The organism is bacterium, assembly GCA_035549195.1.
GTDB lineage: Bacteria > Oederibacteriota > Muellerivitia > Muellerivitales > Muellerivitaceae > DASZRK01.
The window spans coordinates 19843-37852 of the sequence record DASZRK010000039.1 but is presented as its reverse complement, the minus strand read 5'-3'; the positions used below and the strand labels follow the sequence as shown (position 1 = coordinate 37852).

The window sequence follows — 18010 nt, the reverse complement described above, 5'->3', positions numbered from 1 at the left end:
GCCCGTGGGTTATATGAAGAATTCCATCGAGACCATCCTGACCAACTCGCTGGGCACCTACCGCCTATTGGAATACTGCAAGAAGACCGGCGCCCATTTCCTCTTCGCCTCCACCTCCGAGGTCTATGGCAATCCCGCCGTCCATCCCCAGGTGGAAAGCTACTGGGGCAACGTGAACTCCTTCGGCCCCCGCTCCTGCTATGACGAATCCAAGCGGCTCGGCGAGGCCCTGGTCTACGAGTATGTCCACAAGCACCGGGTGAACGCCCGCCTCATCCGCATCTTCAACACCTATGGCCCCCGCCTCAACGAGACCGATGGCCGGGTCGTGTCCAACCTCATCACCCAGGCCCTGCACGGCCAGCCGCTCACCATCTACGGCGACGGCAAGCAGACCCGTAGCTTCTGCTACGTGTCCGACCTGGTGCGGGGCATCTGGCTGGCCATGTCCGCCCCCCATACCGAGGGGGACGTGTTCAACCTGGGCAACCCCCAGGAGACCACCATCCTGAAGTTCGCCCAGACCGTGAAAGAGTTGTGCGGTAAACCGGGGGCCAAGATCGTGAAGAAACCCCTGCCCCAGGATGACCCCATCAAGCGCAAGCCCGATATTTCCAAGGCTAAAAGGGTCCTGAAATGGGAGCCGCGCGTCTCATTAAAAGAGGGCTTGGGCCACACCATCACCTATTATCGGGGTAGAATTTAACCCGCTTAAGGTTGCCTTCTCCCATCGCGTTCTATACTTTAAGGACATCTTGCCAACGAGGTTTTCATGAAAGCCGCCATCCTTTATCCCCCCTTCCGTAAGGACGGGGAATTCCCCCTGCTGACCCAGAACCGCCACCTGAAGTTCTCCAAGTCGCTCGAAGTGCGCATCTTCCCCCTGGTCCCGGGGCACCTGGCCACCAACCTGAAGGTGCTGGGCCATGATGTGCTGTGGCTGGACGGGATCAACCGCCGCATGTCGGACGAGGAATTCGACGGCCACCTGGACGCCTTCGGCCCCGAGGTCATCTTCCTGGAGACCAAGGCCCCGGTGGTCAAGCGCCACTGGTCCTACATCGCCGAGCTCAAGAACCGCTACCCCAACTGCAAGATGGTCCTCATGGGCGACCATGTGTCCTACTTCCCCGAGGAGTCCATCGTCAACTCCAAGGTCGACTATGTCATCACCGGCGGCGACTACGACATCGTGGGCCGCAATATCGTCCAATTCCTGGCCGGCAAGGAGCCCCTGGGCCCCGGCGTCTGGTACCGCGACGAGGCCGGAAAGGCCGCCACCACCGGCCCCCACAAGCTCACCGAAGCCCTCGACTCCCTCCCCTTCATCGACCGGGAGCTGACCCGCTTCCTCGACTACGGCGAGGCCTACCTGCTGCGCCCCACCGCCTATATCCTCACCGGCCGCGGCTGCGGCGCCTCCGACGCCTCCCCCAACAGCGTGGGGGTCTGCACCTTCTGCATCTGGCAGCACGCCCTCTGGGGCAAGACCGCCCGCCTGCGCTCCCCCGCCAACGTGGCGGCCGAGATGCAGGAATGCATCGAGAAGCACGGGGTCTGGGAATTCTTCGACGACAACGAATCCGGCCCCATCTACAACATCGAATGGCTCAAGGAGTTCTATAAAGAACTGAAGTCCCGCAATCTGTTGGGACGCTTCCAGTTCTCCTCCAACTGCCGCGCCGACACCCTGAACGAAGAGGTGGTGGACCTGCTGGTGAAGTGCGGCTGGCGCCTGCTGAAGATCGGCCTCGAATCGGGCTCCGACTACTCCATCAAGCACCTGGCCAAGTGCGAGACGGTGGACCTGATCTCCAACGGGGTCAAGATGGCCAAGGACCGGGGGCTGGTGGTGCTCCTCACCACCATGTTCGGCTATCCCTGGGAGACCGAGGAGGACATGACCAAGACCTACAACGTCACCAAGGAACTGCTGAACTATAAGGTGCGCTTCGGCGACTGCATGCAGGCCTCGGTGGTCATCGCCTACCCCGGCTCGCCCCTCTGGCGCGAGGCCGTGAACAAGAACTGGCTTTTGATCGGCAAGGAAGACTACGAGCGTTACGATATGAGCCATCCGATCCTGCGGACCAACGTCAACCCGGCGCCCTGGACCCGCAAGACCTGGAGTTTGATGAAGAACCCGACCTTCATGTTCCGGCAGTTGATCACCATCCGCCACTTCCGGGAGCTGGACCTCCTCTGGCGGGGTTTAAGGTCGCTGTTGGGCCATGTGCAGGACTATCAGGAACCTATCCCCGAGAGCGCGAACAATGCCAACACGCCGCAAACTGCCGTCAGCCGCTAAGTCCCCCGAGAGAACCGATGCCGTGAAGCCCGAAGCCCACTCCCCCAACGCGGGGGACGGGTTGAAGATGAAGATCGTCAGCTTCCTCTTCGTCCTCATCATCCTGGCCGCCCTCTGGAGCGCCGGGGTCTTCAACAGCATTTTTGCCGGCCCCAAGATCCCCCTGCCCCGCCAATCGGGCGACCTGGCCTTGGGCGCGGACATGGACGCGGTCCTGCAAAAGTTCCCCGAGGCCCGCAAGAAACTGCGGCCCTTCAACAATGACGAACAGTTCCGCATCGTGACCCTGACCCAGCCCGCCGGGGACGGCGCTCCCTCGACCCAGGACCTGATCTTCTATCTGCCCAACCACAAGCTCTATTTCATCTCCACCATGTGGGAGGCCGAGAAGGGGCAGAAGGTGCCCATCACCGACTGGGCCCACCAATACCGCCGCTGGAGGAAGGCCAACACGGGATCCGCCGAGAACCTGGGCAACAACGTGACCCTGAAGGAATGGCATTTCGACGACAACACCACCGAGATGGTCCTTCGGATCCTGGATTATTCGGGCAAGGAACAGAAGTGGCAGGACCTGCGGGACGCGTCCAACGACCCGGCCCAGACGGCCTTCGCCAAATACCGGCTGGAAACCGGTTCTTAAGGCTTTTTGCACCACCGAGGGCACCGAGAACACGGAGAAAAGCCACAAGGGCTGTTTTTAACGGCCATTCGGCCTTACCCTCTCTGTGAACTCTGCGCTCTCTGTGGTTAAATTGGGGTGTCATGAAACTAAAAGTCCTGCTGGTCAATCCTCCCAGGGTCAAAAACCTCCCCGTCGTGCGCGAAGAGCGCTACGAACACCGGGATGTGGGTTCCGTCTATCCCCCGCTCTCCATCCTCCAAGGCGCCGCCTCGCTCCGCCAGGCCGGCTACGACGTGAAGGTCATCGACGCCAACGGCTTCGACCTTAAGTTGGAGGATGTGGCCCGGGTGATGAGCTCCTGGGAACCCCATCTGGTCGTGACCCGCATGGCCTTCGACTGCCAGGAAGAGGACCTGAAGGTCCTCCAACTCGCCAAGTCCACCAACCCCGACTGCGTCACCGTCATCCGCAACAAGATGATCTCCGAAGTGCCCTGGTTCCTGGAGACCATCACCCGCCGCCCCGAAGTGGACCTCTACCTCATGGGCGAGCTGGACGCCCTGCTCCCGGCCCTGGCCCGCGAGCTCCAAAGCCAGTTGACGCCGGACGGCAAACTGCCGCCCAAGTCCACCGCCTGGTTCAAGAACGTGCCCGGGCTCTCCTATTTCACCGAGAAGGAAGGCCAGCAAAAGACCGCCCCCTTCTCCCTGATGGATGTCGCCAACGCCCCCTTCCCCGCCTACGACCTGCTCCCTTCCATCGAGCCCTACCACACGGGTGTCTTCCACGACCACTTCGTGATGATCCAGACCTCCCGCGGCTGTCCCTTCGGCTGCACCTTCTGCGCTTATGCCTTGGAGAAATACCGGCCCCGGCCCACCCAGCACGTGGCCGAGGAGCTCAAGTGGCTCCGGGATAACTTCGGCGCCAAGAACGTGCTGTTCTTCGACGACCTGTTGGCCTTGAACTCCAAGCAGACCGCCGAACTGGCGTCCCAGCTCATCAAGGACGAAGTGAACATGGAATGGGTCTGTTGCACGCGCGCCAACCTGACCGACGTCCAATCGCTCAAGCTCATGCACGATTCGGGCTGTAAGGAACTGGCGGTGGGGATCGAGAGCGGCTCGGAAGTCATCCTGGAGAACATCAACAAGGGCGTGACCAAGGACGATATCCGCAAATGTGCCATGGCCTGCAAGGAGGCGGGCATCCTCTTTTATGGAATGACCATCCTGGGCCTGCCCGGGGAGACGCGCGAGACCTGGCGCGAAACCGTTAACTTCATCAAGGACATCGACCCCTTCTATACCCAGATCTGCTTCTCCACGCCCTGGCCGAACACCGAAATGTGGCCCTGGTACGAGGAGAAGGGTTATTTACTGCACAAGGATTGGTCGCGTTATTCCCCGCTAGCCCCCGAGCCGGTGGTGCGCACCGAGGCCCTCACGGGCGAGGACCTGGTCAAAATGCGTCAGGAAGCCTACCGGGAACTCCTGTTCCGCCCCAAGTACTTGCTCTCCAAGATCCGCCTGAACGACCCCCTGTGGAACATCAAGGGCGGTTGGGAACTCGCCAAGCGCGGCGCCGCCGTTCTTACCGGCCGTGACGTTCGGTAACCTAAAGCCTCCTCAACATACAATCGACCGGGATAAAACATGTTCCCTTCTAAAAGAAGGGAAATACGTTCAAGCCCTGGAACTCGCCAAATCAATCACTGAACCTTGGTTTCGGTGTCAGGCCCTCGCTCACGTCGCCAGAAAAACGGATGACCTGCGGAAGAGAACCGAACTCCTAAAAGCCTCTTTTGCCGCCGCCAATGAACAACAAGAACCCAACCGGATCGTAAGCGTCTCCGCCTGGCCCCTCAGTGTCCTCGCCGACTTTGGCCCCACGCAAGAATTGGATGACCAGATCCAACGCCTTTCGACTCTGATGAACTCTGAACCGGATCCGGTTCGCCGAAGCGATGGTTTCCTCTCCCTCGTTTTCGCCTTATCCAATGGCCCCAAGAATTTTATTATTAAGCTCTGTGACGAATTGATGGAATCATCCAGGAATAGCAAATCCTGGAGATGTTCAAGAAATCTGATTGAGGCGGGGCTTTTGGTGAAGAAATACGACAAGGAAAAAGCCAAGGAAATGGTCAGCCATATCGAAAAACCGATCAAAAGGTCAAATGCAGTGAAGAAGATGGAGAGTGATCAAGAAACAGACGAAGAAAAAGGTTTGCACCATTCCATCGATTACCGTTTTGGCCGGATAGATAAATAAGAGGACTTGGTTTGGCACAAATGATAAAAGCCTTTGTCATAGCGGACATTCACTCCCCCGATGAATTTTCCATGCCGGAGATCAAACCAGAACAATTCGACCTTGTCCTGACCCTGGGGGATATATCGGTCAATACCATCGATTACATCCTGCTGATGTCCAAACAAGTGAAGGTTTTAGGAGTACTAGGTAACCACGACCCAAAGGAAATACCCGGTCTGGATGACCATCACGGGAAAATCGTGGAATTCAAGGGAATAAGGTTCGGCTTTTTAAAAGGCGCGCCGAAGTATAAGGACGAACCGAATCATTTGACTGAAAAGGAAATGCTGAAAGCGGTCAATAAGATGGGGCCGGTGGACGTCATGGTTTCCCACGCCCCGCCCCCTTGCGCCGCCCCCAATGAAGACAGGGTCCATAAAGGCTTCGAGGCTTTTGACCTTTATATCCAAAGACACAAGCCCAAATATTGGCTTCATGGGCACTTGGAAAAGTTCTATACCAAGGATATAAATGGAACAAAGATTATCGGCGTCGATCGGAAAAGACCATTGCCATTAGATTTCAGCTAACACCTGTCGCAAGCGCATCGTCAATGCTATAGCAGAACGTAATGTCCGATAATCTAGAATTTATTTTAAAACCAACCCCATTGGAATCCGTTTTGGGTATCGAACAATGATTTCATCCGTAAATTCCGAATTGGTCGCGACCCTCCCATTTGTCGAAATAGGCGACAAAGATTTTATCGATTTTGGCGACGTAATTTTTTGGCGTGGTTCCTCTTACAAGGAATTTCTCCCTGCCGAATCCCACCAATTATTCATCAAATATGTTGAACATCATGGCACTTTCATCGCATTTGAAGCCGGAACAAATAATAAATTCATTACAAAAAAACAGCTCCCTCAGAATATAACCTGCATTTCCGTATCCAAGCGGTATTTCGCCCTTTTATCGGAAGCCAAGCTGAAAGATTTTGTTTATGACGCAATTTACCTTCTTTATTTTTTTAGCAATTTCCACAAATTCAGACTTCACAGTTCGGAATGCCTAAATCCCTTTCTTAAAATTTTTCCAGCGGGCAAGTCATATTTAGACTCAGAGAACGCATGGAGTCTTCAGTTTAATTTCGAGTCTCAAACTGAAGATCCGGTCAAAATAACGGTTCCGCCATATTCTGAAGAATTATTTCAAGCCGGAGGGAAACTTCTTGCCCGCAAATACTTTTCTGAAAACCCAAAATTTTCGGCAAGGGCAATCAACTCAGTGCGTTTTTTCTCAAATGGTTTTTTCGATAAATTCCGGCAGCCAAGAAAGTACTATTTCTCAAACCCCGAAGACACCGCTGCCTTAGCCGCATGCTTCGAGTCATTGTTTGACCTTCATCAGGATGACGAAGACAAAAGCGGGACTGTCGCAAAATTCAAAAACAGGCTTATCAGACTTTTCTCTTTGGAGGACGACGAGATACCTCGAGCAATTTTGACTTCTTGGGCCAATGGATTTTACAATTTAAGATCAAGAATTATTCATGGAGACGAATCATTCAACTTCTCATTTAGAGACAACCCAAATTTTGAAATTTCACATATCCAACTTGCGATCAATATATTTTTGGTATCGATTTATTACGAGTTAATTGGTTTCGGATTTATCGAACCTCGCTTGTCGGGCGACTCATGGTTAAAAAAAGACTTTTTGGTCTATTTTTGGCCTCAAAAAGAGCTTTTGGTTTCTATTCTTAGTTGTTTAAAAAAACTAGCAAACGCGGATTATCAAAAAATCTCCTTTGAAATCGAAAAACTTTATCAACTCATTGATTGGTATTGCGATATCTATGGTGAAGTTGATTCTTTTAGGCCGGGCGTTAAATTTATTGAGACTCCCAAAAAAGACCTTGATTTAATAATTCCTCAAATTGAGAAACTTCTCAACAACACTATTTCCATTTCTAATAAGACCATTCCGATAAAAGAAATTTATCCTTCTCGAGCAAATCAATTCATCTTGGTGTTGAGAAGTTATTAATCGACCTAGGCCGTAGTTTTTATGAGGTCTTTCGATGCGGCCATCCGCGTGTTTAGCAAAGCGGGTTTCGGTGCGGGGATGCAAACAAAGGGGTCAGGCCTACATTTTACACTTTAAGCAGTATTCCTCTTTTCCGCGCAATTCCCCTCTGCCACATCCTTGAGACCCTCCAACATACAATCCCACCCCTGGCCGAATCGACGTAGCGCCCCCATTGCCCAGTTGTTAGCACCTTTTCCTTCACCATAGAACAATCAACCATACCCGGGTTGTTTCCGTGGGAATTCGGGCGGAGAATTTATTTAAGGGAAAGCGACGAAAGTCGCGATTATCCAGCTTCGATGCAAACCAAGGAGGAAACCATGAAAAGGCTCCTGCTTCTGTTCGTTCCGCTCATCTTCCTACCAGTGTTGATCTCGTCCTGTGGATATGGCCGAACCATGGTCGTCGTCGGCAACGATCCGGGACCCATGGTGGTTTATCACTATTGGTACTATCCCGCCTGGGGGGTCTATTACGACTATGAGAACCGGGTGTACTTCTACCAGGAAGGCCCCGCTTGGCGCCGGGTCGTCCATTTGCCCCCGCGTTACCACGGCCTCGGGCATTACGTGGTCGTGGAGTCGGAACGGGGCAAACCCTGGGCCCGCTATGAGGCGCACCGGGTGAAATACCCGCCGCCGGGCCCCATGAAGAAGGAGATCCGGATCGAGGACCGGGATGACCGGGGTCCGGGGCACGGAAAGAAGAAGCACCACTTCCTGGACGACCGGCCTTAACTCGTAAACTTAAGGCCGCTCGATACGACCATCCGCGTGCTTGGCAAAGCGGGTTTCGGTGCGGGGATGGACCGGGTCAGGCGTCTCCCAATGCCACCCGCCAAATTGGGTGCGGCGGTAGTCCTCGAAGGTCTGCTGGATCTCCGCCATGGTGTTCATGACGAAAGGTCCATATTGGGCCACAGGCTCCCCGATGGGGCGGCCCTGAAGTAGCAGCAATTCCCCTTCTTGGTCGCCATTCTCCAACAACACCTCGACCTCCGGCTCCAACTCCACGGACGCTTTGGCGGTCACCTTCACACCCCCGATCTCCATGGACTTTCCATTGAAGAAATAAAGGGTCCGATGGGTGCCTTTTTTGGCCTTCGGCAAGGTCCATTGGGCCTTCGGAGCCATCTTGAGGGTCCAGATCGCCAGGTCGCTTTCCGGCTTGGAAGCCCAGGAATCAGGTGGTGGAGGCAGGGCTTTCACCCCATTCAATTCCCCGGCCACCAGCATGACCTCGGTCTTCCGACCCGCTTTGTCGGTAGCCGTGACCTTGGGGATCTGATCGGCCCATTGCATGGAAAAATACGGCGCGACCATCTTGCCCGCTTTGGGCAAGTTGACCCAGATCTGAAAGAGCTCGGCCGGGTTGGGCTTGTCGGAGTGGACCAATGGGAACATCTCGGAATGATTGATGCCCTTGCCGGCGGTCAGCCATTGCACGTCCCCTTGGCCGAAACGGGCGGTGGCGCCCAAGGAGTCCGAATGGTCGATATAGCCTTGGCGGGCGATGGTCACGGTCTCAAAACCCCGGTGCGGGTGCTGGGGAAAGCCAGGCACGGTCTCCCCGTGGTACATGCGCCAACCGTCGATACCTTCGAAATCCTCGCCGATATTGCGGCCTTCCAGGGAAGCCTGGGGCCCCATCTTTTCGTTCCCTTTTGGGTAGGCGTCGTCGTGGTGGGCGATGAAGAGGAAGGGATCGGCGGTCTTCCAATGGAGACCCACTAAGGGAGTGACCTTCTTCACGGCACCGGCTTTTTCGGACGTTTTGTCGCTCATGACCGCCTCCAAACCATTCTTTCTTACACACCATCTTTAGGTCAGTGGGAGGGTTACGGCAAGGAGTTACAAGCGGGTAACCGAAGTTAGAGGAGGGTCTTCAGCTTCCGTTCAAAAAAGTTCTTTTCGCCGGGATTGCGGGATCGCTGGGCGGCCTTCTCGAAATGCCCCGCCGCTTCTTTCGGACGACCCGCCAAAAGATGGAACTCGCCGAAAGCCGCCGGGTAGAAGGGGTAGTCCTTGAGCTTCTCGGCACCCTCGATGCGGTCCAATGCCGTCAATCCTTCCTCGGGCCCCTTGGCCTTTCCCACCGCGATGGCCCGGTTCAGGGCCACGACCGGGGTCGGTTTCAGGTGATAAAGCAGGTTGTAAAGCTCCAGGATCCTTCCCCACTCGGTCTCCTCATAGGTCCTGGCCCCGCTATGAAGGGCCGCGATGCTGGCTTCCACCAGGTATTCGCTGACCAGGTTCCCTTCCCAGGCCTTTTCCACGTATTCCAACCCCTTGGCAATGAGGGCCTGGTCCCATTTGGAGCGGTCCTGGAACTCCAGTTGGATCAGGCTCCCGTCATCGCCCACCCGCCCTTTGATGCGCCCGGCATGCAGGCACATGAGGCTGAGAAGAGCGTAGGTTTTGGGACCACGCCCCTGGGGATGCTCGCTCAAGAGCAAGCAAAGCCGCATGGCCTCATAGCAAAGCTCTTCCGGTTCCTCGCGGTCCCGGCTTCCGTGGTAACCCTCATTGAACAGCAGGTAAAGGGCCTGGTGAACGGCGTCCAGGCGTTGGGGGATATCCCCGGCGGTCAAAGCGACCAATTCCCCGGATTCCCGCAGGGTCTTTCGGGCCCGTCCCAGGCGTTTCTCGACCGAATCCTCCTGGGCCAAAAGAGCATGGGCGATCTCGGACACGCTGAACCCGCAAAGGGTCTTGAGGATGAGGGTCACCTGCGAATCGAGCGTCAGGTCGGGATGACAGCAGGAGAACATCATGCGCAACAGGTCGTCCTGGATCTCCTGGTCGGGGACCGTCTCTTCCCGCCCGTTCTCCCCCTGAAGCTTCAGGAGGTAGGTCAGTTCGGGGGCGATGTGGCGGTAATGGGTGTCCCGCCGCACGATGTCGAAGGCCCGGTTGCGGGCCACCCGCATGAGCCAGGCGGAGGGGTTGTCGGGCAGACCATAGTAGGGCCAGGTCTCCAGGGCCTTGATGAGGGTGTCCTGCACCACGTCCTCGGCCAGGTTGACCCGGCCGACCCCGAAGATGCGGGTCAAATAGGCGACCATCTTCCCCGACTCCCGCCGGAAAAGATGGTCGACCAATTGGGGAATTTCTTGGGGGGTCATAGGAACATTACTCTACCTCGGCCCACCCCCAAAGTCCCTACGGGACCTCGGGGGTCAGGACCCGCTTTGTGGCGCCATGTCGCCAAAGCGCATGGCGCCTTTCCATTCCCGGCGGGTCCTACATCTTCCTCACAGGCCGCACCTCGACCGAGTTGTCGCCCATGTCCAGTATCGGGCAACCTTTCGCTAGCTCGGCCGCCTCGTCCAGGTCCTTGGCCGTGACCACCATGAAGCCGCCGACGGCATCCTTGGTCTCGGGATAGGGGCCGTCCACGACCGCTTTGCCGCTCCCCCGCACCGTCTTGCCCGTCATTTCCAAGGGCATCCCGGTCTCCTTGAGGTTCCCGCTCTTCTTGAGCTGATCGACCCAACCCATCCATTTCTGCATCATCCTCTGCACTTCCTCGGGGGAAGCGCTATCGAGCCGCATCTTCCCGCCCTTGTTCCAGAACAAATACATGAAATCGGCCATGGTCGTCTCCTTCGCTTCTTTTTCGAGGCCGTCCTGCGCCTCCACCCATACGACGAAGGGGCGCCCCGGACCCCGACATCCCACCCAAGGCTCTTAACCGCAAATCGGCGCGGATCATCGCGAATAAAATCAAAGACTAAAACCTAGATCCTTTTTGCCTTCATCCAGCGCTGATCTGCGTAAACCATTCGAGAGCCTCATGGCCCTGAGCAAAGTCGAAGGGTTTGCGGCCAAGCCTTTTTGTTCGGTATCACCCTTCGAAACAGGGCCTTATTTCGACCGTTCCGCCCACGGCGAAGATAGGGCAATCCTTGGACAGCTCCACCGCTTCGTCCAGGCCCGCGGCCTCGGCGAACATGTAGCCCTGGACGAAATCCTTCACTTCCACATAGGGCCCGTCGGTGACGATCCCTTCCGGGTTCCGGATCACCTTGCCGCCCCAGTCCAGCCGGTTGCCGGGCTGGATCCAATGGCCCTTCTTCTCGAACTTTTCCACCCAGCCCTTCCAAAGCTGGGGGAGCTTCTGGATCTGTTCGGGCGGAGTGCTTTGGTAGGCCCCCGGATTACTGCGGAAAAGGAACATGAATTTGGACATGGGGCCTCCTCAGCGCCGCTTCAGCGAAAAGCGGCCAAAAGCGATGAAAGCGGAGAGGACCGCCAGGGTGAAGGACCAAGCCCCGGGGTTGGCGGCTTGATAGTGAAAACCGAAATAATGGACATGCAAGGCCGTCACCAAGAGCAATTCCACCGCCAGGCAGGCGGCTACGATGGGGGTGATCTTGGGACTCAGCTTCAGGATCGCCGGCAGGATCAACAGCAACGAGCAGACGATCTCGAAGGCCCCGATGGCGTTCCAAGTCCCGAAGGAAAGCGCCTGGAGCGAGGCGATGTCCTTCGCCGTGCTGTAATTGAAATACCTCCATACCGCGCCCACGATGCAGAACCAGGCGACCAGGATCTGGAGCAGCCAAAGCAGGATATTCATCCGTTCCCTCCTTCGTTGATATCGGGGGTCGATCACCCCTTATCTGAACGACGAACCGTTCGGCCCGACCCGGACATTATATTTTGAATATTTTTTTCAGGCCCTGGTTTGACCGTCTTTCGGACCCTGCCTATACTCCCCTGGAACCCTATCCAGGCAAAGAGGAACAGCATGAACAAGACCAAGACCGCCCTAGGCAAGACCCCATCCCAGACCATCGATAATCGGATCAAGGAACTCAAGGATTGGCGGGGCAAGATGCTCGGCCATCTCAGAGCCCTGATCCGGCAAGCCGACCCCAAGGTGGTGGAGGAATGGAAGTGGAACATCCCGGTCTGGTCGCACGATGGGATCCTCTGCACCGGCGAGACCTACAAGAGCGTGGTGAAGCTGACCTTCGCCAAGGGGGCCTCGTTGAAGGACCCTTCCAAGCTCTTCAACTCCAGCCTGGAGGGCAACACCCGGCGGGCCATCGATTTCCACGAGGGGGACAAGGTGGATGAGAAGGCCTTCAAGGCGCTCATCAAGGCCGCCGCTCTCCTGAACCAGGCCAAGGCCTAAGCCTCAACCTGCCTGCTTCTGGCCACACTTTCCGCAGAACTTGGCCCCTTCTTCCAGGGTCGCCCCGCAGGAGGAGCAGGTACTATCGTCCTCTTCCTCGGGGATGAGCTCTTCATCCTCATCCGCCTCCCCGTCATCTTCCAGGGATCCGGGCCCCTCTTCGGCTTCTTCCTCCGTCCCTTCGTCCCCGGTCGGGACCTCGGGCATCGCCCGGGCCTCGGCGGCCCGGACCGCCATCTGGTGCGCGTTGCGCGCACCCAGGTCATAGATCATGTAGAGGAACGTGAGGACCGCCGCGCCCAGGGGCACGGGGGAACTGGTCACGAAGAACCCCACCACCGCGAGGATGCAGATGAGGATGTCCGCCCAAAGGATCCATTCCGGCAGGAGGGATGCCTTATACCCGCATTGGGGGCAGGGCTGGGCCGGACCGGCGGTCAATTCCTGGTCGCATTTCGGGCAGCGGATGGCCATGGGATCCTCCTATTTCCCCAATATCTTCGTCGTGGTGTTCCAGTTGCGGGTCGTGGCCGCGATCTTGAACTGCTTCTCGATATAGACGTTCGGAAAGCCCCATTTTCCTCCCTGGAGGGGAAGGGACTGAGAGAAAAGGTCGTTCTTCCGGGCCCCCAAGATCCTCACCCCGTCCTTTTCCGAGCTATGGGGAAAATTCACCTTCAACTCCTCCTTAATAAAAGTGATATAGACCTTGGCCCCCTCTTTCATTTTCTTGAAGGGGTCCAATTCCACCAGGGCTTCCAGTTCCCTCTCCGTCCTGAGGAAGGTCGGCACCTCGTAGCCCAGTTCTTTGAGGAGTTTCTTCTCGATCTTGGTTTCCAGGGCTTTGGCGTTCTTTTCGGGAGATGTGAAAACGACGTTCCCGCTCTGGATGAAGGTCTTGGCGTCCTTGAAGCCGAGGGCCACGAAATAACGGGTCAACAGGTCCATCTTCAGGACCCGCCCGCCCACGTTGATCCCCCTGAGAAAAGCGAAATACTTGGTCATGCCACCACCAACGCCATCACGAAGCCGTCGTGGCCCTTCACGCCCACCGTCTGGAGTGCGGTGGCGCTCAAGCGGGGTTCTCGCGCGATCATGTCATAGGTCTTTCTGGCCCCCACCACCCGGGCGTCGCCCTCGGGAGATGTGACGATCTCGCCCTTGCGCACCATGTTGTCCAGGAGGATGACGGTGCCCACCCGGGAAAGCTTCAGGGACCAGGCCAGGTAATCGGGATAGGACGGCTTATCCGCGTCGATGAAGATGAGGTCGAAAGGGCCGGCTTTTTCCTTCACCAGTTCCTGGAGGGAAGCCAGCGCCGGTCCCGATCGAAGCTCGGCGACCGGGTCCACCCCCGCCTTCTTGAAATTGGCGCGGGCCACGTCGACAGCCTTGGGATCGATCTCCAGGGCCACCAACTTTCCGTCCTTCGGGAGCCCCAGGGCCATCCAAATGGCGCTATAGCCCCCCAGGGTCCCGATCTCCAGCACCCGTTCGGCGCCCCGCAGTTTGACGAGAAGATTCAGGAACTTCCCCTGGGAAGGCGACACCGCGATGGGCATCAACCCCGCCTCGTCGCTGGCCTGGAGGACCCATTGCAGGGCCGGGTCCCCCGCCAAGAGCTTCCCATCGATATAAGAGTCGACCTTCGACCAAAGGTCCTCGCCCATGGCGGTCACAGGTCCTTGGACTGGAACTGGACGACCTTCCAGACCCCGTCCTCTTCCTTCAACTTGACGTTGTGCTGGCGGGGCGGCGCGGGCTTGCTGAAATTGCTGGGACGGGCCAGGACCGTCTCCACCACCTCCAGGTCCACCGAGCCGTCATCGGCGGTGTTCTCGCTCTTGATCTCGTGCTGGAGCCCGATCATGGACCCGGCGGGGCTCAAGCGGATGTTCCGCACCTCATCCGCGGCCACCATCCCCCCGGTCACTTGGCCCATGATGGTCATGGCCCCCTGGGGCGTGCAAAAGAAGTCCACCCATTTGCGCGCGTCGCCGTCGGAGATGCTGTAGAGGGTCTTGCAATCCCCCTCGGAGGTCGCCTTGGTCCATTGGAGGTAGGCCAGGTAGGCGGGCGACTTATGGAACTCGAACCAATAGAGCAGGAAACCCCCGAACAGAACCGCCACGATGCCGATCCACTTGCCCATGACATCCTCCCGACCCGAGATGAAGACCCCCTAATTTACCAAAAACGTTGGGTTTCCAGGCCCCGGGAAGCGGGGACAAGGCCCACCCTATTTGGTATCCTCCCTGCCGACATGACCCAACGAACCCTCGATATCCTCGTCTTCTCCGCCAAGGGCGGGGGTACGGGCTGTGCCCTTCGGGCCCGTTACATCGCCGAGGCCCTGGCCAAACGGGGACACCGGGCCCGTTTGGTGGATCCCATCCCCTCCCTTCCTTATTGGTTCGACATGGTCCTTTCGACCCTCTATTACCTGGGGGTCTCCCTCCGGCACCGCTCCGACGCCGCCATGCTCATCAAACCCTACCCCACCGCCGTGCCCGCCCTTTGGGTGCAAAGGCTCAAGGGCGCGAAGCTGGTCATCGACGTGGACGACCTGGACTACGACTACAGCCACGGTTGGTTCCGGGGATTCCACCAATGGCTCCAGCTCCCCTGGCCCAAATGGGCGGACCTGGTCACCTACCACACCCCCTTCCTCCTGGGTCCCTTGAAGGAGGTCTTCCACGTGCCCGCCGGCCAGATCGTCCAACTCCCCCAAGGCGTGGACCTAGACCTCTTCCACGCCGACCACAAGGACCTGCACCACCTGCCGCCCGTGGCCCGTCACCTGCACAAGACCCGCCAGGAAGGGCCCCTGCTGGTCTTCACCGCCCACCTGAACGTGGCCTGCGACCTGGAACCCGTGCTCCAGGCCTTCAAACTGATCCTCAAGAGGACCCCCAAGGCCCGCCTGCTGGTGGCGGGCGGCGGACCCGACGAGGGCCGCTTCAAGGCCCTCACCCGGGACCTGGGGATCTCGGCCTCGGTCTTCTTCACCGGCTACCTGGCGCCCCAGCAGGTGGCCGCCTGCCTGCGCCTGGCCGACGCCGCCCTGGTCTATTACCGGGACAACGCCGTGAACCGTCACCGGGCTTCGATGAAGCTGCGCGAGGCGCTGGCCAGCGGCGCCAAGGTCGCCGCCACCGAAGTGGGGGAGGCCGCCCAGTTCGACCGGGTACTTTTCGGCTCCGACCCCGCCCCCGAAGCCTTCGCGAAGGCCATCGAGCGCGCCTTGAAGGCCCGCAAGACCCCCGGCGGGGCGTCCAAACTGGTGAAGAAGTGGGACTGGAAATTGTGCGTGGAGAACCTTGAGCAAAGTCTCGTTCACCGCGAAGAAACGAAGTAGCGAAAATAACCGCACCGGAGTCACGATGCTTTCCAAGGATCCGTTCTTTCGCAGGCACCCTTCGTCCCTTCGCCCCTTCGCGGTAAAAGGAGGTCACGAATGAGGCGGCTCAGTTCCTTCTCCTTCCTCCTCGGGCTCCTGCTCTTCATCCTCCTGCTTTCCATGGTGGACCTGCCCACCGTGGGCCGCCTCCTGGCCCAGGCCGACTGGAAATGGATGGCCCTGGCCCTTCTTTTCATCCTCCCCGAGGTGTTGATCAAGGCCCTCCGCCTCAAGGCCTTGGCCCGCACCTTCGGTTCCCATCTCCCTTTCTCCAAGGCCAACTGGATCTACCTGGCCGGCCAGCCCCTGGGCGCGGTCACCCCGGCCAAGCTGGGGGATATCGTGCGGGTCCTGGGCATCGGCCGCTGGGGCAACCTGAAGCCCCATTCGGCCTTCGCCGTGCACGTGGCCGACAAGGTCTACGACCTGCTGGCCCTGGTGCTGCTGGCCGCCACCGGCCTGATCACCCTCATCGCCCAGAGCCAGTTCAAGGGGCCGGCGGTGGCCGCCCTCATGGGCATCGGGATGGGAGTGCTCCTCATGGCGCTCTTCCTCAACCCCCAGTGGATGCGGGTCATCCTCAAACCACTCCTGCTCTTCCTCGCTCCCCGCAAGCTGGCCGACCAACTGCGGGCCCACGGCACCGAGTTCTACCGGAACCTGCTCTCCCTCTTCCTCCCCTCCCAGCGATTGACCGTCCCCTTCGCCCTGTCCATGGCCGCCTGGCTGGTGGTTCTGGTCCGCACTTATTTCTGCGCCATGGCCTTGGGCCTGCCCATGCCCTTCATCACCATCGCCCTGCTGTTGCCCATCGTCATTGTGATAGAATTCATCCCCATCACCATCCTTGGCTTCGGCACGCGGGAGGCCGCCTTGTTCTTCTTCTTCACCACGCCCCTGGTCACCCACGCGGGGCTCATCTCCTTCTCCCTGATGACGGTGCTGGCCGGACCCCTCTTGACCTCGCTCATCGGCATCCCCTGCGCGATCCGCATGGGCCAAAGCACGGGAGCGCCGAAATGAAAAGGACCCTCCGGCTTCACCGCGAAGACACGAAGACGCGAAGAACAACCTATCCTTTCAGGTCCAATGATCCCGGCCGCTCTGCCGTTAGGATCTTCTTGTTGGACTTAGCCCTCTTGACGGTCCAAAAATGAAGAGGACCATCGGGGTCGTGATCGCGGTGGACCGGGTGGACAGGGAACTGGGCGCCCTCAAGGGCCTCGCCAAGCTCACCCCCTCCGAGCGGCCCAAGGAGGTCTATCTTTCGGTGGGCCGCAATCCCTCGCTCCAGCGCAACCTCGGCGTGAAGGCCTGCCGGACCGACCTGGTGCATTTCCTCGACGACGACAGCGTGGTCTCCCCCGGCTCCTTCAACGACCTCTCCTCCCATTTCGAGGACCCCCGGACCGCCGTGGCCGGCGGCCCCAACCTGGTGCCCCCCGACGCCATCCCTTTCGAGCGCACCGTGAACGCGGTGCTGGCCTCCTGGATGGGCAGTTTCAAGGTGCGCGCCCGCTACGCGGCCATCGGGGCCGTGCGCGAGGCCACCGAGAAGGAACTGATCCTCTGCAACATGATGGTGCGCCGGGAGACCTTCCTGAAGGAAGGCGGCTTCCGGGTGGACCTCTACCCCAATGAAGAGAACGAGTTCCTCAACCGCCTGCTCCACAAGGGCTACCGGATGGTCTATGACCCCCGGGGCGTGGTCTTCCGCTCCCGCCGTAAATCCCTGGAGGCTTTCTGTTGGCAGGCCTTCCGCTATGGCCGGGGCCGCGCCCGGCAGATGAAGGTCTACCCCTGCCTGTCCGACCTGGTGCACTTGGCCCCCGCCTTCTTCCTTCTTTATCTTCTGACCTTGGCGGCGGCCTTCTGGCCGACCCAAGACCTCCGGCCTTGGAACTGGATCTTCCGCCTACCCATCTGGTGGTTTCCCCTGGTCCTCTTCATCCTCGGCGCGCTGGGCACCGGCTTCTCGGCCGCCTCCTGGCACCGCCGCCTGCCCGATCTCTTCAAGGTGCCCATCCTCATCTTCCTGCGCCACGCCTGCTACGGCGCGGGGCTGATCGCCGGGTTCTTCACCTCCATCCCCAAACCACCGATGAAGGCCCACCTCTACAAGGCCCAATGGGGCCCCAAGGGCTGGAAGATCTCCCCCGTCGCGGCCCGGCCCGCCGCCCGCAAGAAGTAG

General features: G+C 58.6%; 21 protein-coding genes. 12 read left to right on the top strand and 9 right to left on the bottom strand.

The features are described from left to right. The 8 genes from VHE12_08110 to VHE12_08075 all read left to right on the top strand — a co-directional run. Positions 1–706: NAD-dependent epimerase/dehydratase family protein (locus VHE12_08110; protein HVZ80747.1), on the top strand; the 706-nt coding region annotated here is incomplete at its 5' end. Positions 707–772: 66 nt separating this feature from the next. Beyond that, positions 773–2308: a radical SAM protein gene (locus VHE12_08105; GenBank protein ID HVZ80746.1), complete on the top strand. Its 1536-nt coding sequence runs from the start codon at positions 773–775 to the stop codon at positions 2306–2308. Between the two features lie 22 nt (positions 2309–2330). Beyond that, entirely contained in the window at positions 2331–2951 is a 621-nt protein-coding gene (locus tag VHE12_08100; protein ID HVZ80745.1) for a hypothetical protein, read from the top strand. Positions 2952–3073: 122 nt separating this feature from the next. Continuing rightward, the gene (locus VHE12_08095; GenBank protein ID HVZ80744.1) at positions 3074–4549 is read left to right on the top strand and encodes a radical SAM protein; all 1476 of its coding nucleotides are present in this window, start codon (positions 3074–3076) and stop codon (positions 4547–4549) included. Then, entirely contained in the window at positions 4536–5204 is a 669-nt protein-coding gene (locus VHE12_08090; protein HVZ80743.1) for a hypothetical protein, read from the top strand. Before VHE12_08095 ends, VHE12_08090 begins: the two co-directional genes overlap by 14 nt. Before the next feature lie 20 nt (positions 5205–5224). Then, positions 5225–5776 carry a metallophosphoesterase gene (locus VHE12_08085; GenBank protein HVZ80742.1) on the top strand — a complete coding sequence of 184 codons (552 nt, stop codon included), beginning with the start codon at positions 5225–5227 and terminating at the stop codon, positions 5774–5776. A 130-nt stretch (positions 5777–5906) separates the two neighbouring features. Further along, complete coding sequence (locus VHE12_08080; protein HVZ80741.1) at positions 5907–7235, top strand: hypothetical protein; 1329 nt, start codon at positions 5907–5909, stop codon at positions 7233–7235. Between the two features lie 362 nt (positions 7236–7597). After that, positions 7598–8014 (top strand): hypothetical protein, encoded by a 417-nt coding sequence (locus tag VHE12_08075; GenBank protein ID HVZ80740.1) that lies wholly within the window; start codon positions 7598–7600, stop codon positions 8012–8014. A 9-nt stretch (positions 8015–8023) separates the two neighbouring features. Here the strand turns inward: VHE12_08075 and VHE12_08070 are convergent, their stop codons facing one another. From VHE12_08070 to VHE12_08050, 5 genes are all read right to left on the bottom strand, one after another. Continuing rightward, a complete protein-coding gene (locus tag VHE12_08070) occupies positions 8024–9061 on the bottom strand; it encodes a pirin family protein (protein HVZ80739.1) in 1038 nt (345 codons plus the stop codon). 86 nt (positions 9062–9147) lie between these two features. Then, positions 9148–10401 (bottom strand): sigma-70 family RNA polymerase sigma factor, encoded by a 1254-nt coding sequence (locus VHE12_08065; protein ID HVZ80738.1) that lies wholly within the window; start codon positions 10399–10401, stop codon positions 9148–9150. A gap of 118 nt (positions 10402–10519) precedes the next feature. Beyond that, on the bottom strand, positions 10520–10873 hold the full coding sequence (locus VHE12_08060) for a YciI family protein (GenBank protein HVZ80737.1): 354 nt from the start codon (positions 10871–10873) through the stop codon (positions 10520–10522). 250 nt (positions 10874–11123) lie between these two features. Next, positions 11124–11468, bottom strand: a complete 345-nt coding sequence (locus tag VHE12_08055; protein HVZ80736.1) for a YciI family protein — start codon at positions 11466–11468, stop codon at positions 11124–11126. 9 nt (positions 11469–11477) lie between these two features. Further along, positions 11478–11858, bottom strand: a complete 381-nt coding sequence (locus VHE12_08050; GenBank protein HVZ80735.1) for a hypothetical protein — start codon at positions 11856–11858, stop codon at positions 11478–11480. Between the two features lie 171 nt (positions 11859–12029). Between VHE12_08050 and VHE12_08045 the strand changes: the two genes are divergently transcribed. Continuing rightward, positions 12030–12419: a DUF1801 domain-containing protein gene (locus tag VHE12_08045; protein ID HVZ80734.1), complete on the top strand. Its 390-nt coding sequence runs from the start codon at positions 12030–12032 to the stop codon at positions 12417–12419. Positions 12420–12422: 3 nt separating this feature from the next. On the opposite strand, the gene VHE12_08040 is transcribed toward VHE12_08045, so the two are convergent. From VHE12_08040 to VHE12_08025, 4 genes are read right to left on the bottom strand one after another with little or no spacing between them, the layout of a single operon-like run. Continuing rightward, positions 12423–12893, bottom strand: a complete 471-nt coding sequence (locus VHE12_08040; GenBank protein ID HVZ80733.1) for a zinc ribbon domain-containing protein — start codon at positions 12891–12893, stop codon at positions 12423–12425. Between the two features lie 9 nt (positions 12894–12902). Beyond that, the gene (locus VHE12_08035; GenBank protein HVZ80732.1) at positions 12903–13424 is read right to left on the bottom strand and encodes a DUF1697 domain-containing protein; all 522 of its coding nucleotides are present in this window, start codon (positions 13422–13424) and stop codon (positions 12903–12905) included. Beyond that, a complete protein-coding gene (locus tag VHE12_08030; GenBank protein ID HVZ80731.1) occupies positions 13421–14089 on the bottom strand; it encodes an O-methyltransferase in 669 nt (222 codons plus the stop codon). Before VHE12_08030 ends, VHE12_08035 begins: the two co-directional genes overlap by 4 nt. A gap of 5 nt (positions 14090–14094) precedes the next feature. After that, the gene (locus tag VHE12_08025) at positions 14095–14571 is read right to left on the bottom strand and encodes a hypothetical protein (GenBank protein ID HVZ80730.1); all 477 of its coding nucleotides are present in this window, start codon (positions 14569–14571) and stop codon (positions 14095–14097) included. 111 nt (positions 14572–14682) lie between these two features. Here VHE12_08025 and VHE12_08020 point away from each other — a divergent pair, with 111 nt between their 5' ends. The 3 genes from VHE12_08020 (at position 14683) to VHE12_08010 (ending at position 18010) form a co-directional block, all read left to right on the top strand. After that, on the top strand, positions 14683–15777 hold the full coding sequence (locus VHE12_08020) for a glycosyltransferase (protein HVZ80729.1): 1095 nt from the start codon (positions 14683–14685) through the stop codon (positions 15775–15777). Positions 15778–15876: 99 nt separating this feature from the next. Further along, entirely contained in the window at positions 15877–16842 is a 966-nt protein-coding gene (locus VHE12_08015; GenBank protein HVZ80728.1) for a lysylphosphatidylglycerol synthase transmembrane domain-containing protein, read from the top strand. Positions 16843–16972: 130 nt separating this feature from the next. Beyond that, entirely contained in the window at positions 16973–18010 is a 1038-nt protein-coding gene (locus tag VHE12_08010) for a glycosyltransferase family 2 protein (GenBank protein ID HVZ80727.1), read from the top strand.